Raw genomic sequence first — 15,460 nt, 5'->3', positions numbered from 1 at the left:
AATTATTTTTGACCCCATTATGTCATGGATCGAATCTAGAAAGTGCTCTGCGGCGGAAGCTGCCGAAATGATCAAGGATGGGGACGTTCTTGGCGTGTCCGGTTTTACCTTGGCGGGTTACCCTAAGGTGGTGCCGACCGCTCTTGCCGAACGTGCCGAAAGACTCCACGCCAATGGCGAGCCTTTCAAGATTACGCTGTTCTCTGGCGCATCGACCGGCGATAGCTGCGATGGTGCGCTGGCCCGCGCCGATGCGGTCAGTTTCCGCATGCCGTACCAGTCCAATCCGGCGCTGCGCAAGGCGATTAATGGCGGTTCCATCAAGTATATTGACGCACACCTTGGAAAGATGGGCTACTGGATCCGTACCGGTGCGCTGCCCCGCCCCACGGTAGCTATTGTGGAGGTGACCTGTATTCTTCCCGATGGTCGTGTATGCCTTTCTACGTCTGGCGGTAATTCCGTAACGTACCTGGAAATGGCAGACCGTGTTATCCTGGAACTGAATACCCGCTTTGGCGATGCTTGCGTGGGCATTCACGACGTGGCACTTCCGGATTTGCCGCCCCATGCCAAGTCCCTGGCTATCGATGCGCCCGGTGATCGCGTGGGCGAGGCCTTTGCCTGCGTCAATCCCGAGAAGGTGGTGGCCATTGTAGAACAGTCCCGCTTCGACGAAGTGACTCCCTTTGTGGAGCCCGATGAAATTTCCCGCAACATTGGCGAACGCATCCTGGACTTTGTCCGCTTTGAGGAAAAGCGTGGCCGACTCCTGAAGGGGCTTGCTTACCAGAGTGGCGTAGGCAAGGTGGCTAACGCTGTTCTTTCTGCCATGGCGGCGGATGATCGCCTGAGCAAGATTGACCTTTATACCGAAGTGATTCAGGAAGCGGTTCTTCCGCTGCTGAAGAATGGTAAGCTGGGGATTGCTTCCGGAACGGCTCTTACTTTGTCTGAAAGTACCCAGAAGGAATTCGTCGCCAATGCCGAGGAATGGAAAAAGCATCTGGTGATCCGTCAGCAGGAAGTGAGCAACAGCCCCGATGTTATCAAGCGCATCGGCGTTATCTCCATGAATACCGCCCTTGAAGTCGATATCTTCGGCAACGTGAACAGTTCCCTGGTGGCAGGCTCCGCCATGATGAACGGTATCGGCGGTTCCGCTGATTTTGCCCGCAACTGTCTGCTTGGATTTTTCATGACGCCCTCTGTGGCCAAGAATGGAACCATCAGTTCCGTGGTGCCTTATGTGAGCCATGTGGACCACCCCGATCACGATACCATGATTTTCGTGACGGAGCAGGGCTTGGCTGACCTTCGTGGCCTCCCCGCCGAAGAACGTGCCCGCCTGATTATCAAGAATTGCGCCCATCCCAATTTCAAGGAACCTCTGACCGATTTCCTGGAATTCAGCCTGAAGCATGCCAAGGGCGTGCATGTGCCGCTGGCTCTTTCCCGGGCTTTCGAAATGCACGAGAAATTCCTGGAAACGGGAAGCATGCTCTAAATTTGCTGTTTTTGCCAAATTAGCACGTTTTTTTGACAGCGGATGTAATCATTGTAAGTAAAAATTGATTTGGAAACATCGGGCTCACTTTTTTATATTAGGCCTGATGTATCGTTTGGCATTTTTGATTTTTCTGTCTGCTTTGTTCGTTGCCTGCGGCGACGATTCCTCGAATTTTACCCCGTCCGGAAACGATGATGAAATTCCGAATTCCGCAGATTCCCAGAATGGTAGTAGCGGATCCCAGAATGAAGTTTCTGGCAATAGCTCCATTGGGGAAGTGGTTCCGGGGCCCGTGATTAGCGATGATCCCCCTGTAGAAGATTCCACCGTGGTCTCCGATTCCGATGACCTGCCTAAGTGTACTTCGGAAAATCAGGGTGAAGCGATGATGGTCGCTTCCGAGAATGCAATCTATTTCTGCTATGAAGGCGAATGGGTTACTGGCGTTGTGGAAGACATCGGCGTTTCTTGCGAAAACGGTTCTCTGATTGCGGGCATGCGGATGCCTCTGGATACGGTGTCTTCCATGTTCGGTTATGATACTGTTTCTGGCGAGTTCGTCTACCGCCGTCAGGATGTTTCTGTGGTTGGCATCGCCGAAAAGGGTCCCTTCCGTTTTGGTACCTCGGTGAAGGTGGTGGAACTGGATAGCATGAACCGTATGGCCGATTCCGACCGTATACATGAAACTTGCGTTGTTACTGCCGACGGTTCCTATGGCTTCGATGCCTTTGACGTGGTTTCCCCCTATGTTCGAGTGGAGGCCGAAGGCTATTATAAAAACGAACTGACTGGTGGCCTGTCTTCGGAATTGATTAAGCTGAGGAACGTTACCGACCTTACGGAACGTGATTCCGTAAACGTGAACATCCTGACTCATATCGATGCCGTCGTGGTGATGAAGCTTGCGGAACAGGGTGGTTTCAATACGCCGATCCGTATGCTCAAGGAACAGTCCCTAAAGAAGGTGCTTTACGCTTTCGGCATCAAGATTGAAGGGTTCAATGACGACCTCTTTATGCAGGGCCAGGGTGGTATGTTCGGCCCGGGCACTTCTGCTGTTTCGAAGATTTCCGACGAAGTCAACCTGTTTGACGGAGACGAATTCAGTGCCGCTCTCTTGGCTGTATCCGTAATGCTGCAGCGTCATGGTTCTGGCCAGGAAATGCTCCTGTTTGCAGATTCCATTGCCCAGAAAGTCGCCAATACCGGAAACTGGGACGACTGGACTTCCAGGGCTCATTTGGCTGACTGGCTTATGTCTCTTGACATTAATGGTGACTTTGAAAAAATCCGTAAGAACGTGGCTAGCTGGAAGCTGGGGGATGTTCCCGATTTCGAAAAGCACTTGCGCAATTTCTGGACAAAGGAATTGAAGTTCCCCGAATGCAATGCGTCTACTGACGGAATGGTGTCTCATATTTCTGAAAGTCAGAGCTCTCTTTTTGGCTGTGATTACAGGGATACAACCAAGACCAAGCTCCGCTTTACCTGCGATGCTGAATTGGGCCGCTGGCGTGCCGCTACCGATATCGAAAAGGATACGGTGGGGCTGGGAGCCGATACCTCCAAGTACGATGGCGCTATTCGCCCCGGTGTGATCAACAAGGACAAAAATTACATCTATGAAACTTCTACCGGAAAATGGCGTGTTGCTACCAGCAACGATATCATGGATTTCTCTGACGTGGCCGATGTGTACCGCAATCTGGGTGCAGGCGAGTCCGTGGTGTTTGTACTCCGTCATGCAGAACGTACCAATGAAACTGGCTCCAAGGGGCATCTGACCGATAACGGCAAGGCTCAGGCTAAGAGTGTCGGTGCCAAGTTTAGTGGCGTCGGCAGGATTTACTTTGCCTATTCCGGTTACACCCGCACCCTGGAAACCTGCGAAGGAATTGCCGATGGGGCTGGGCAGGGTAGCATTAACCCCGATGTTCTTGATGGCCTCGATGGGGAATGGTATGTGAAGTCTGGCGACCCCTCCATTATCGAGTTGTCTAGCTGGGCTTATAGGGGCGTGCCTGCCGGAAACTTCTACGACCTGGAAGACCGCACCAAGGAACTGGTGTCCGATTACATTCTGGCCAACCGCAGCAAGTTGCAGAAGGTCAACTTCTACATTTCCCATGACAGGATGGTCTTGCCCCTTGCGGTTTACGCTTCCCAGAAGAAGGTGGACCTGCGTTACTTCGATGAGCAGGGTAATCGAAACTGGGTGAACTTCCTGGCAGGTGCCGCAATCATTTTTGACAATGCAGGCAACGTCCGTTACGTTCCTGTCCGCGGTCTGGAATCGGGAGTCATGAAGCTCTAGTCCCGGATTTTATAGGACGGTTTACGTCTGATGTAAAGAAATGTTTATCAATGGGCGCCTGGTAAAAAAGGGCGCTTTTTTAGTCTAAAAATTTCCCCCTCATTTGCCCTTATCTTTAACCTTTAACCTTTTCGCTTTCCGCTAATTAATTAAATTTCCATCGTTGATTTTTATCAAAATGTTCACCTAAAAGAATGGATAAAATCCAATATGAATGAAACGCAAGAAATCACTGCAGAATCCCAGGTAGCTCCCGCTGCCGAAGAAGCTGTAGTTGCAACACCGGCTGCAAAGGCTAAGGGACGTTTCGACGAGCAGATCGCCTTGATGTCTCCTACTGATGCCGCTAAGGTTCAGGCTCAGCTTGACCTGACTCCTGGTGCCGATTCCGCCGTCTTCGAAATTGTCGAAGCTCATGGTGGTGGATTCCAGGTGCTCTACAAGACTTACGATCAGTCTGTGACCGCCCGTAACGCCCTCAAGGCTAAGGACGATGCATCTGCAAAGGTGCTCCCCATTGCCAAGGCTACTTTGGGCAAGGAATATTGCAATGGCGACGTTGTCGAAGGCGTCTGCCAGGGCGAAAAGGAAACCTTCACTATTGGCAAGCTGGCTGAATTCCAGGCTACTGGCCTTATCGTAGTGATGGCTGTTATTATCGGCCTCTGCCTGCTCTGCTACTTGATGAACTTCATCATGGCAAAGCTTGGCCTCAACGTGGACAAGGCACCTGCACCCGCAGTCAAGCCCGCCGCCGCTGCTCCTGCTGCCGCTCCCGCTGCAGCCCCTGCCGCCGCTGCACCCCGTACCATTGGCCCCGCCCACTGCGACTGGGATCCCAATGCCAAGAGCGTTCATCCGGGTATGACCAACAAGCAGCTCCAGGCTTTCCTGTCTATCGCTGCTATTGCCGCCCTCGAAGAACATCCGGGCCTTACCAACGACGAACTGGTGGTGATCATGACCGCAGCTGCAACTCAGGTCCTGGGTCAGCCCTGCCGCGTCACCGCTTACAAGAATGTTAACTCCCCTGCTTGGACCATTGTCTAAGATCTAGGAACAACCTTTAAAAATTCAACAGGCTATAAAGCCAGGAAAAAGAAAAATGAAGAAGACCGTACGTATCAGTTTCGAAGGCAAGAGCTACGATGTAGAAGTTGAAGTTCTTGATTCCAATGTTGCCGTTGCTCCCGCTGCCGCTCCGGCTGCTGCTCCCGCACCGGTTGCCGCTCCTGCTCCCGCTGCTGCACCTGCTGTCGCTGGTGGCACCGAAGTTAAGAGCCCCCTCGCTGGTTCTGTGTTCAAGCTGAAGGTCAAGGTTGGCGACAAGGTCGAAGCTAACCAGGAAGTTGCAATCATCGAAGCTCTCAAGATGGAAAACCCGGTTGTCGCTCCTTGCGCAGGTACCGTGAACTCTGTTTCCGTTAAGGAAACCGACACCGTCGTTGATGGCCAGACTCTCCTCACCATCGCTTAATTTAGCCTACTGAGGTACATATAAATGAGTTCAATCCTTAACTCCGTTGTCCAGTTCGCTGGCGACACTGGCTTTGCCTACATCACGCCGTCTATGATCGTGATGTGGATTGTCAGCTTCGTCCTGATGTACTTGGCAATCGTGAAAAAGTTCGAACCGCTGCTGCTCTTGCCGATCGCACTGGGCGCTCTTGCGGTGAACATCCCCACCAAGGGATTCTATGATGGTGGCTGGAGCATCGAGGGCATGTTTGTCCCGACTGAAGGCCTCTATTACTACATCAGCCAGGGTATCCACCTGGAACTCTTCCCGCCCATCATCTTCCTGGGCGTGGGTGCCATGACTGACTTTGGACCGCTGATTGCAAATCCGCGTACCCTCCTCCTGGGTGGTGGTGCTCAGTTCGGCGTCTTCGCAACCATGTTCTGCGCCGTTGCTTTCGGTGGCTTTACTCTGGGCGAAGCAGCTTCCATCGGTATTATCGGTGGTGCTGACGGTCCGACCTCTATCTTTACCGCCAACAAGCTGGCTAAGCACCTCATCGGCCCCATCGCCGTGGCTGCTTACACCTACATGGCTCTGGTGCCGCTGATTCAGCCGCCCATCATGCGCCTCATGACCAACGATGCAGAACGCAAGATCCGCATGAAGTCTCTCCGCAAGGTCTCCAAGGCCGAACGTATTGCCTTCGCCGTCATGGTTATGATCGTCTGCATCCTGGTTGTGCCCGATGCATCTGCACTGATCATCATGCTTATGCTTGGTAACATCTTCAAGGAATCTGGCGTTGTTGATCGTCTCGTCAAGACCGGTCAGAACGAACTCATGAACATCGTGACCATCTTCCTTGGTACTTCTGTGGGCCTCACCATGTCTGCCGACATCTTCCTGCGCCCCCAGACCCTCATGATCATCGCTATGGGCGTGGTTGCCTTCGGCTTCTCTACTGCCGCAGGCCTCTTCCTCGCAAAGATCATGAACAAACTTTCTCCCAAGAATCCGGTGAACCCGCTCATTGGTTCCGCAGGCGTTTCTGCAGTTCCCATGGCTGCCCGCGTTTCTCAGGTTGAAGGTGCCAAGTACGATCCGCAGAACTTCCTGCTGATGCACGCTATGGGCCCCAACGTGGCTGGCGTGATCGGTACCGCAGTTTGCGCTGGTTACATGATTAGCCGCTTGAGCTAAGTCATCCTGGAGCTGTCATCCTGGAGCGTAGCGATAGGATCAGACAGGATCCAAGAAGACCTCGGTGATGAACCGAGGTCTTCCTTTTTTTGTACAATGTCATTTTCTGCCACTTGCTCCAACTTATATGTGTTTGTATATTAGAAGGACAAGTCAATATGGAACTCACAACTGTAGCAATCAAGGTCCCGGAATCAATGCATGATTTCATCACGGAAAACCGGTGCCGTGACGAGTTGGTGCGTAATGCCTTGATTTTATACCCTTACATTAAAGATTTGACTATTTCCCACGGCCGTGCTGCTGAAATTTTAGGAATACCAAAGGAAAGGCTAATTGCTCTCTATGGAGATATGGGAATTCCGTATATCGATGGTGATGCGAATATGCTGAACGAAGAATTGGCGGCCTACGATGCAGTGCGGAGGAAAGGGTAATGCTCGTTGTATCCGATACCACTCCGTTAATATCTTTCCTGAAAATCAATCGCTTGGATATGTTGCAGCAGTTGTTTGAAACTGTTGTTATACCGCATGCCGTTTATCGCGAATTGACCTGCAATGAAGACTTCGTTGACGAAATTCAGCAGATAAGGGAAAAGTCTTTTATTCTTGTGGATGAATCTATTGCTGTGGATGCTGTAAACCAGTTGCAATTGGAAACGGGACTTGAATATGTGGATGTAAAAAATCGTGGAATAGCCTAGTTGGGGCTAACTCCATGGGCAGTCAATGGCCGCCATCTAAGAAAATCGCTGCGCCTGCGACGGATCAAAAGCCGCGTCCGCGAACGTTGGTAAGAATATACAAAAAACGAGGTTGCGTAATTTGTCAGGAATGATTATTTTTTTTGTCTGTTAGGAATATAGGAGAATGATATGAAGACAATTGCGATGCTAATTGCAATGACGTTCCTTGTCGCAGCTTGCAATGATGAAGAACGTAAGGCATTGACCCATAACCATCCTGAAACCTCAAGAATTCAAGATTCGCAAATCCTGACGGGTCCGAATGAATTGCATCTCCAAAGACCGTTGGAAACGCAAGAGCGTTTTTTAAATGCTGCTCCTCCTAAGCCCATTACAAAAGGTGCCTACGATTTTAGCGAATGTAAGGAGAAGTATGGTTCCGGCACGAAGGAATTCCGTAAATGCGTTCAGGCGAAATATCCTAACATGAAATTCGTAGAGTAAAGGGCTGGAGTGGTGAAAAGATAATTTTGTTGGCTTGTTTGTTTTGGCTTAACACGTCGTTACTTGCTGATTGCATTGTTTATGAAAATAGAGCTTATGCAGAGAAGGCGGCAGAGACGTTTTGGAAACAAGTAGAGTGGAAACTTCAGTCGCTTTTTGATGCTCAAAATGCAATTGATTACAATGGTAGCCAAGGCCATTTGAGCTATCCTAGTGTTCAGGATACTGTGAAAAAATACCACGATATGCAAATTGATAGGTGTAAGTTATGATGAAAATTCGATGTTTAGGATTGGTTTTTACCGTTCTTTTCTTTTCTCATGCGATTGCCGAAAACAAGAACGGGCAAGTTGCTGAATTTTGTGCGAAAATCGGAACTGATAACTCGTATGAATTGTATTTGCTGAAAAATATTAGAATTCCTACGGACTCAAACTGGATTATTCCGGATTCTGTTGAAGTGGGTTGTTCTGACTGGTACTACAATTACTTTGTTGATGCCCCAGAGGATGAGAGAATGGATTCTCTGCTTAGAATGGGTTTTCATGCTTGTTTTGGGGGGCTTAAAGATGTTAAGAAAAAAACTGAATCTTTGAAAACAGAGCTAGTCAAAGGTTCTTCCTGTCTTTGTTATTATCTAAAAAATGCTAAAAAATCGTTGAAACCGTATTATGGAAAAGAATTGAAGGGAACGTGGTTTGCGGAACTCTACAATACAGAAGTGAAACTCTCCTCGGATTTTATGGCTGTCATAGTGGGAGAGTGCTCTGTTGAGCCGGAAACATTTGAATTTTGTGTGGAATCTAGGTCTGCGGATATGTATGGTCTTCACTTGGTGAGAGAGGGGGTTATAGAACCATACGCTTCTGATATGGGAGAAATTTATAAAACTAAATTTGTTCTTGATGCTCCCTCAGATTCTTCTGGTGATTTTCAGGCGCGTATTGTTGAGTCCTTTGATGCGCCATCATTATCTGATACTTCTTGTAGAAATTTAAAAATGTCTGCAATGGAAATAAGTCCTGTTGATCGTGATAGACTGCATTTTCATTTGAAAGATGCGTTGAATTCAATTGTCCGGTATTATTGGAAGCCCTTTAAGGGCATGTGGGAATTTAAATCGAATGGGGGTTCTTGTTTGTATCGTAAATCTTTTGATGCGGTTATTGTTGGCCCGTGTGCTAAAAATAGGGTTGTTGCTGAGTATTGTTTTGATAACAAACGTCACAGCCTAACGTTAAAGAAGGAACTTGACTACATTCCTCGACATGCTTTTCAGTCTGAAGGAAAATGTATTTATTGTGATGATAGTGTTAAAAGAAGGATTATGACAAAGATTGATTATGGGAAAGGATATGTCTCTGTTAAGGACGGGGTATTTGAAAGAAAAGGTGATGATTATTTACCTAAGGAATGGTTTTATTTGCCGAATAACGTCAAAAATATGAAATCACTTAATGACAAAATCTTGCCTGCTAAATTAGTCTTAGAGATTCAGGATGGGAAAAAATTTTTCAGTGAATCCTATGATTTTAGTATTCGGGTGAGTGGCCCCTGCGAAGAATAAAACGGAAGCTGAACTTTAGAAGTCGTGCCGTGCTTTTTTGTTGTCATGTCGGGCGCGATCCGGCATCTCCTTTATTATTTCTGTATCGTATTTTTGCTTAGAAATTTTCACGATACAAAATTTTCTTAATTCTTGTTAAAAATTTTGATATTCTGTGTTGCGAAATATTGATTTTTCTTTGTAACAAGGTAAATTTGGGGTCAAGGGAAAGGAGGTTCCTTTGAAAAAAATCATAGAATACACGGATTATCGCAGGTACATCGCTGATTACTATGCGGATCGCAAGGCACGAAAGTCCTTTACCTGGCGCGACTTTGCCAAGAGCGCGGGTTTTTCCTCGCCGGTTTACCTGAAGCTGGTTGCCGAGGGCAAGTACAACCTGAGCGAAGCCGCCGTTGAGCGAGTCGCAGAAGCCATGGGGCTCAGGGACTGGGAGGTGGATTACTTCAAGGTCCTGGTGAATCTGAACCATGCCAAGGATAACGAAAGTCGAAGGGAGTATTTTAACGAAATGCTCCGCATCGCGGATGTCCATAAGGCCACGGTTGTAGAAGGGGATTCCTTCCGCTTCTTTAGCGACTGGAAGAATCCTGTAATCCGCGAATTGGCACCGGCCATGCCCGGCGCAAAGCCCTTGGAAATGGCCAAGGCCTGCATGCCTAAAATTACCGCGGCAGAGGTTTCCGAGGTTCTCGCCTTTTTGACAAAGTCGGGACTTCTCAAGAAGAACGCTGACGGCAGCTACACCCAAACGGAACAGTTCGTGACCACGGGCCCCATGGAGATAACTCCGTTGGCTGTTCGTGAATTGCATCATCAAATGGGTGAACTTGCCTTGGATACCATCGAGAATGTTCCCCAGAATCAGCGCCATTTTTCTGGGCTTACTATGGGTCTCTCTACGAAATCCTACAATCAGATTGTGAAGGAAATCGCAGAATTCAGAAAGAAGGTTGCGTCTATCGTTACTAGCGATGATACTGTGGAAAGAGTCTACCGATTGAATATGCAACTGTTCCCCATGACTCACGATGTCTCTGGAATTGATGCTGGTGCAAAAGAAATGGACGTGAAAAAATTTGGGAAAGAAGGTTAGGAGGATAACATGAAAAAGGGAATGATTAAACAACTGAGCGCAAGCTTGCTCACCGGTGCCACGATGTTTATGAGCTCCGCTTTCATGGCGGGTTGCTCCGAAAGTGGCGATGCGGTTGGCCACGGCGGAGTCGAAGAAGAAACAAGTATCGCCCAGGGAACTTTGCGATTGGCGGGATCTGTTCAGGTGATGGCTAAGATGGTCATTTCGGATTTGGAAAACTTCGGAAGCACTACAAAGGCCATTTCCTTTGAAGCTCATAATGTTGAATTCTGCGTTTTGGATTCTGCAACTTTTGCTGTTTCTGAGGAGTGCTTCCGTGCAACTGTGGGAGATCAAAGAAATTATGATTTGAAGCTTGATAATAAATCCTGGCGATACGGTTTAGTTACCGTAAATGGGAGCTGGCTTGATGAGCCTGTTAGTTACCGCGCCGTTGTTGATGCGAAAAAAAGCTTGGCGACAAATGTGAATATTCTAACTGAATGGGAATACTATTTGGCTGATAAGTTTGTGGCATCGGGCGCAAGTGTTGAAGATGCTTTGGCGCAGGCAAGGCGAAGCGTTCTAGACACTATGGGACTTGGAGAAGGTTATGATGATTTCGGGAAGATGAACCTCGCAGGTGCCTCGAAGTCTGATGCTGCCTTGGTTGCTGCAACCTTTGCATTGAAATTGCCTTCGGAAGAACAATCCATAGAGTATCTCGTCGATGTTGCCATGAGTGCAAAATTCTTTCACAGTGATCCGTTCTGGGAATGGCTGGGTGTAGATCGTCCTGACGAATCCTTCATGTCGCTGGCAGATAAATATATGTCGAATTTTGCTTCAGTGTTTTTAAATCTTGGACGCTGTGAAGGTGAAAACCTGGGACGCCTTATTCGATATAATGAATTTGATTTCGGCTTCCTTGACCGATCTGTGAAGGAGTTCGGCTATAGCTTGAAGTGTGAGGATGGCTTGTGGTTCTGGGTTGCGCCGGAATATGAACACCAGGTGGGGACTATGACGGATGCCCGTGATGGTCGGACTTATATGACAACGACATTCTCTATTGATGGAAAGAGTGTGACCTGGATGGCCGAAGATTTACAGTACAATGTATCTGGATCTCGTTGCTTTGGGGATGTTCCCGAGAATTGTGATTCATATGGACGTCTGTATTCTTGGCTGGATCTTATGGACTTGGATACAACAGGCTATATGGAAACTGCTGTTTATGAATCCGGTAAGCCGACCATTCAGCGCTTTAATTCCTTGGAAGAGTGTATGGAAAAGGAAATGACGGATGGAAACCTCGAATGGATTGGTCTGGACAGTACCGGCGCATACCTGGCATGCATGGATCAGCAGGTTCAGTACAGCAAGGTTCTTGAATCAATTGACCCGCGTAATCATCAGGGGATCTGCCCCGATGGCTGGCGAATTCCTTCGGTCAAGGATTGGAATGCTCTGTCTGAATTCCTGGGCGACAACATGGATGTAAAGCTGATGAAGGATGATGCTTGGCCTATTATGGTTGCGGCCGAAGAATCTGCTATCGGATTTATGTTTGCAAGGTCGATGGACGTTGTTGATTTTTCTGCCACCCCCAATGGCGCTCAGCATGAAAAATATTTTGCAATTATTCCTGGGGCTGATGAAGATAATCAGTTTGGTTTGAACGGAAATTATGTAGAAATTGATCGTGGCGCTCAGGCTGTAGATATCTATGGTGCTTTCGACCCTGGCTATTACAACCTGTTGTCTGTCCGTTGCATCAAGGCTGATTAAAATTGCTGGTTAGGAGGAAGGGGCTGTTTGCCCCGGGTTAGGAGAAGTCCCGCGGAGGAATCCGCGGGATTTTTCGTTTGGCAACAGTTTTGCATCTTTGCCGCTGTTAAAAAAAGACCCCGCTTTCGCGAGGTTGTTCCAGAGTTCGCAATCGCAACGCGATTGCCCAGGGGTTCGGGGGCGAAGCCCCTGAGTGATAAAAAGAAGCGCTGCTTTCGCAACGCTTCTTTTTTAAGGGTGGATGACCGGACTCGAACCGACAACATCCAGAATCACAATCTGGGACTCTAACCAATTGAGCTACATCCACCATGAATGTGGCCCAAATATAAAAAAGCTACCCCGAAATTCAAGGGTAGCTCCTAATTTTTTTTTATAAAATCTGATTTTTTGGGCCCGCGGGCCCCAAAAAAATTAGTCGTTCTTCATCTTGGCCATAATGCGCTGGAAATTGGCGCGCTTAAAGTCATTGCGGTGTTCTTCGCAGAAACGGGGGTAAATGTACTGCTTGGGGAACACGCGGATGCTAAAGGACTCGCCGCAGCCGTCGAGGCAGCACTTGAAGGTCAAGTCCATGGACTCGGTGTAGTTGTGGCGGAAGATGATGTTCTTGGATTCGATGTTTTCCACATCCTTCTTCTGCTTCTGGCGCTGCTTGATGTCGCGGTGCAATTCGCAGTACTTGGCGATCGGGTGACCCCAGAATTCGCGGCCGCAGCCGGGTTCCTGGCAGACTTTCAACTTGATGCGCTTCTTCTTTTTGTACTTGGGTAATTGCATAACAAACCTCGTTTAAGGGGAAAGATAGTAAAAAAAAGGCGGAAAAATGAACGTTTTGCGTTTTCGTGCGTGTATAAGTACATGCTATTCCTTAATTTGGAGGTCTGTTGATGAAAAAATATGGCTGGTTTGGTCTGTTTTGCGCAATTTTGACGTTTTTTGCCATGGTTTCCTGGGGCTGTCAATACGTGTCTGGGGGAGGGGCTGAAGAGGAGGTTGGCCGGGTGACTTTTTTGGATGTGGGTCAGGGGCTTTCGGTGCTGCTGGAATATGGAGGGCGTTACGCCCTATATGACAGCGGGCCGGATTCCGCAAATTTTATAGAAAAATTGAGGGACCACGGGGTGGATTCGTTAGACTGGGTTCTGCTGAGTCATAATCATCGGGATCATTTGGGCGGGCTGCTGGAACTGCTGGCAGATCCGTCTGGTCCGTCGCGCGATTTGTCGTCTGGTCCGTCGGATTATCCGCGGTCTGTTTCGTCGGACAATTCGCGGTCTGTTTCGTCGGACGGTCGCCGGGCCATTCCGGTGGGGCGCCTTATGGTAGGGCCGGATACCTCGGGAGGCATTCTGGTGGACAGCGTACTGCGCTCCGCCCGCCGGCGGGGCATTCCCATAGACACTTTACACCGCGGCGATCAAGTGTCGTTGGGCAAGGTGCTGCTGACGGTGCTCTGGCCGGTGGAATATCTGCAGGTGGGCGAAAACGGGGCCAGCGTCGTTTTGCGGGGCCGCCTTGTCGATGATGGCTCCGGGGAGTCTGCTGGGAACGTCGGGGTGTCCGCCGGCGGTACTGACGAAGGCTCGTTTCTGCTGACGGGTGATCTGGATTCGCTGGGGGAGTGCCGCCTGCTGGAGGTGACCTCGGATGTGTCGGCGGATCTTTTGCAGGTGGGGCACCACGGTTCCGTCCACAGTTCCACCTTGCGATTTTTGAGCGGGGTGTCGCCTCGGTATGCGGTTATTAGCGTGGGGGCCCGCAATAGTTACGGCCACCCCGCGGAACCTGTCCTGCGAAAGCTGCAATACGTGCTGGGCTCCGCGGCGATCTCCAATTCCGCGACTCCCTCCGCAGACGCGACAATCTCCGCGGCCGATACCGCGACGTCCCCCGACTCCGCGGATGCGGAAATTTCTGCGACAACTTCAAACTCCGCAGACGTAACGAATCTTTTCCGCACCGACCGGGAGGGCGATGTTACTTTCATGCTGGTGCCTGGCGTAGGCGTTGTACCATAGTCCCCGCGACTCTGCAACCGCCGCTCCCACGACTCTGCAACCGCCGCTCCCACGACTCTGCAACCGCCGCTCCCGCAACCTTGAGAATGTGTTTTTTTTCGGATTTTACTAACCAAATGGCCTTTTTACGAGCGCTTGGTTAGTAGTTTTGTGAATAAATTAACTGTTTCTGTGGCGAAATTAGACGTTGTTGCGGGAGATATGGCCTTTTTTGAGGTTTGTGGGTGGTAAAAATCCCCAATTTGCTTGTTTTGCTTGCGAACAAACTAAATATTTACTAACCGAAAGCCCTTTTTCCTTCATTTGGTTAGTACTTTCCCCAAAAAATGCCTTTTTGAAAAGCCTTTTCGCGTTTATCGTAAAAATCCTACGCGGGCCTGGAAGTGGCATTTGGCCTTGAGAGGGTTTTTCTTCATTTCTTCGGCGTTCATGCCAAAGAGTACGGCGTGGTGCTTGGAATCCCTGAAGCGGACGATGTCGACCTTTTCGTCAAGGGGAATCTGATGGATGTAATTCATCTGGATGGAACGGATGCCGCGGTCCTTGACTTCTTCGCGGGTCAAGGCGTCCAGAACCCAGTCCACATAACGGCAGTGGTTGACGTGATGGTTGATGTCCAGGTCGGTGTTGCGGCCCTGAACCTGGTCCACAACCTTGGGGAACAATCCCATAGAAAGGATGTCCAGCTTGGAGGGCAGAGCTTCGCGGCCTTCTTCGATGGGCAGGGGGAAGGGGCTGGTAGATGGGGGGACTGCCTTGCCGGTTTTCAAGTCCACCAGCAGCCAGGAGGAGGTGCCTTCGACCAGGATGTTGCCGCGGCCATCGCAGACCCTGTAATCCTTGTAAATTACTTTGTCCTTGTAGTTCTCCTTGGCCCAGGTGCTGACCAGCAGTTCTTCGCCTAAAACGGGAGTGTGGTTCAGGCGCAACTTCATGCGGGTCACGACGCAGCCGTAGCCTGCCTTCATCATGTTCCATAAGCCATAGCCCTTGCGTTCGGCATCTGACAAGGCGGCTTCTTCAGTAAACTGAAACAGCCTAGAAAGCTTGAGGCGATTGTGTTCATCGCAGTCCGAAAAGCGTACGGTAAATTTCAGCTCGGTGATTTCGTCGGTGTCGTCTTCGTCGGAGTTTGGGGCGGTGCGGGTGGCGTTTGCCATGAGCTCCGGGCTGATGGGGGTTACGGCGATGGACGAGGCGTCAAACCCCTGGGATTTTTTCGCGGCGGTACCTGCGACTTCGACGGCACCATCTGCTGTGTTTGCGGTACCGGCCTGCTTTTTTTTACCAAATAGCTTTTCAAAAATCATTAAATCCTCGCA

14 protein-coding genes and 1 tRNA gene are annotated in these 15,460 nt (G+C 49.5%); 12 read left to right on the top strand and 3 right to left on the bottom strand.

The window, feature by feature from the left end; genetic code table 11:
* Nucleotides 1-19: 19 nt before the first annotated feature.
* The 11 genes from B7992_RS02385 (at nt 20) to B7992_RS02330 (ending at nt 12,117) form a co-directional block, all read left to right on the top strand.
* On the top strand, nt 20-1,507 hold the full coding sequence (locus B7992_RS02385; protein WP_249506063.1) for an acetyl-CoA hydrolase/transferase C-terminal domain-containing protein: 1,488 nt from the start codon (nt 20-22) through the stop codon (nt 1,505-1,507).
* Between the two features lie 115 nt (nt 1,508-1,622).
* A complete protein-coding gene (locus B7992_RS02380) occupies nt 1,623-3,827 on the top strand; it encodes a histidine phosphatase family protein (protein ID WP_176421817.1) in 2,205 nt (734 codons plus the stop codon).
* Nucleotides 3,828-4,037: 210 nt separating this feature from the next.
* Complete coding sequence (locus B7992_RS02375; RefSeq protein WP_073159795.1) at nt 4,038-4,877, top strand: hypothetical protein; 840 nt, start codon at nt 4,038-4,040, stop codon at nt 4,875-4,877.
* Nucleotides 4,878-4,932: 55 nt separating this feature from the next.
* Complete coding sequence (locus B7992_RS02370) at nt 4,933-5,304, top strand: acetyl-CoA carboxylase biotin carboxyl carrier protein subunit (RefSeq protein WP_073159797.1); 372 nt, start codon at nt 4,933-4,935, stop codon at nt 5,302-5,304.
* A gap of 24 nt (nt 5,305-5,328) precedes the next feature.
* Nucleotides 5,329-6,489, top strand: a complete 1,161-nt coding sequence (locus B7992_RS02365; protein ID WP_073159799.1) for a sodium ion-translocating decarboxylase subunit beta — start codon at nt 5,329-5,331, stop codon at nt 6,487-6,489.
* 158 nt (nt 6,490-6,647) lie between these two features.
* Nucleotides 6,648-6,926, top strand: coding sequence for a hypothetical protein (locus B7992_RS02360; RefSeq protein ID WP_073159801.1), 279 nt, complete (start codon nt 6,648-6,650; stop codon nt 6,924-6,926).
* Nucleotides 6,926-7,195, top strand: a complete 270-nt coding sequence (locus B7992_RS02355; protein WP_073159803.1) for a hypothetical protein — start codon at nt 6,926-6,928, stop codon at nt 7,193-7,195. The genes B7992_RS02360 and B7992_RS02355 overlap by 1 nt, the downstream gene beginning before the upstream one ends.
* A 171-nt stretch (nt 7,196-7,366) precedes the next feature.
* A complete protein-coding gene (locus tag B7992_RS02350; RefSeq protein WP_073159805.1) occupies nt 7,367-7,681 on the top strand; it encodes a hypothetical protein in 315 nt (104 codons plus the stop codon).
* Between the two features lie 268 nt (nt 7,682-7,949).
* A complete protein-coding gene (locus tag B7992_RS02340; protein WP_088665513.1) occupies nt 7,950-9,248 on the top strand; it encodes a hypothetical protein in 1,299 nt (432 codons plus the stop codon).
* Between the two features lie 220 nt (nt 9,249-9,468).
* On the top strand, nt 9,469-10,344 hold the full coding sequence (locus B7992_RS02335; protein ID WP_088665512.1) for a TIGR02147 family protein: 876 nt from the start codon (nt 9,469-9,471) through the stop codon (nt 10,342-10,344).
* A 9-nt stretch (nt 10,345-10,353) separates the two neighbouring features.
* Nucleotides 10,354-12,117, top strand: coding sequence for an FISUMP domain-containing protein (locus B7992_RS02330; protein ID WP_088665511.1), 1,764 nt, complete (start codon nt 10,354-10,356; stop codon nt 12,115-12,117).
* Nucleotides 12,118-12,353: 236 nt separating this feature from the next.
* Here B7992_RS02330 and B7992_RS02325 read toward each other — a convergent pair.
* A tRNA-His gene (locus B7992_RS02325) sits at nt 12,354-12,427 on the bottom strand.
* 104 nt (nt 12,428-12,531) lie between these two features.
* Nucleotides 12,532-12,897, bottom strand: coding sequence for a hypothetical protein (locus B7992_RS02320; RefSeq protein ID WP_073159815.1), 366 nt, complete (start codon nt 12,895-12,897; stop codon nt 12,532-12,534).
* Between the two features lie 110 nt (nt 12,898-13,007).
* Between B7992_RS02320 and B7992_RS02315 the strand changes: the two genes are divergently transcribed.
* Nucleotides 13,008-14,138, top strand: a complete 1,131-nt coding sequence (locus B7992_RS02315; protein ID WP_254917585.1) for a ComEC/Rec2 family competence protein — start codon at nt 13,008-13,010, stop codon at nt 14,136-14,138.
* A gap of 353 nt (nt 14,139-14,491) precedes the next feature.
* On the opposite strand, the gene B7992_RS02310 is transcribed toward B7992_RS02315, so the two are convergent.
* On the bottom strand, nt 14,492-15,448 hold the full coding sequence (locus B7992_RS02310; protein WP_249269379.1) for an acyl-[acyl-carrier-protein] thioesterase: 957 nt from the start codon (nt 15,446-15,448) through the stop codon (nt 14,492-14,494).
* Nucleotides 15,449-15,460 lie beyond the last annotated feature (12 nt).

It is taken from the genome of Fibrobacter sp. UWH1 (assembly GCF_002210365.1).
In the GTDB taxonomy this organism is placed as follows: Bacteria; Fibrobacterota; Fibrobacteria; order Fibrobacterales; family Fibrobacteraceae; genus Fibrobacter.
This window is presented reverse-complemented; position numbering and strand designations above follow the sequence as displayed.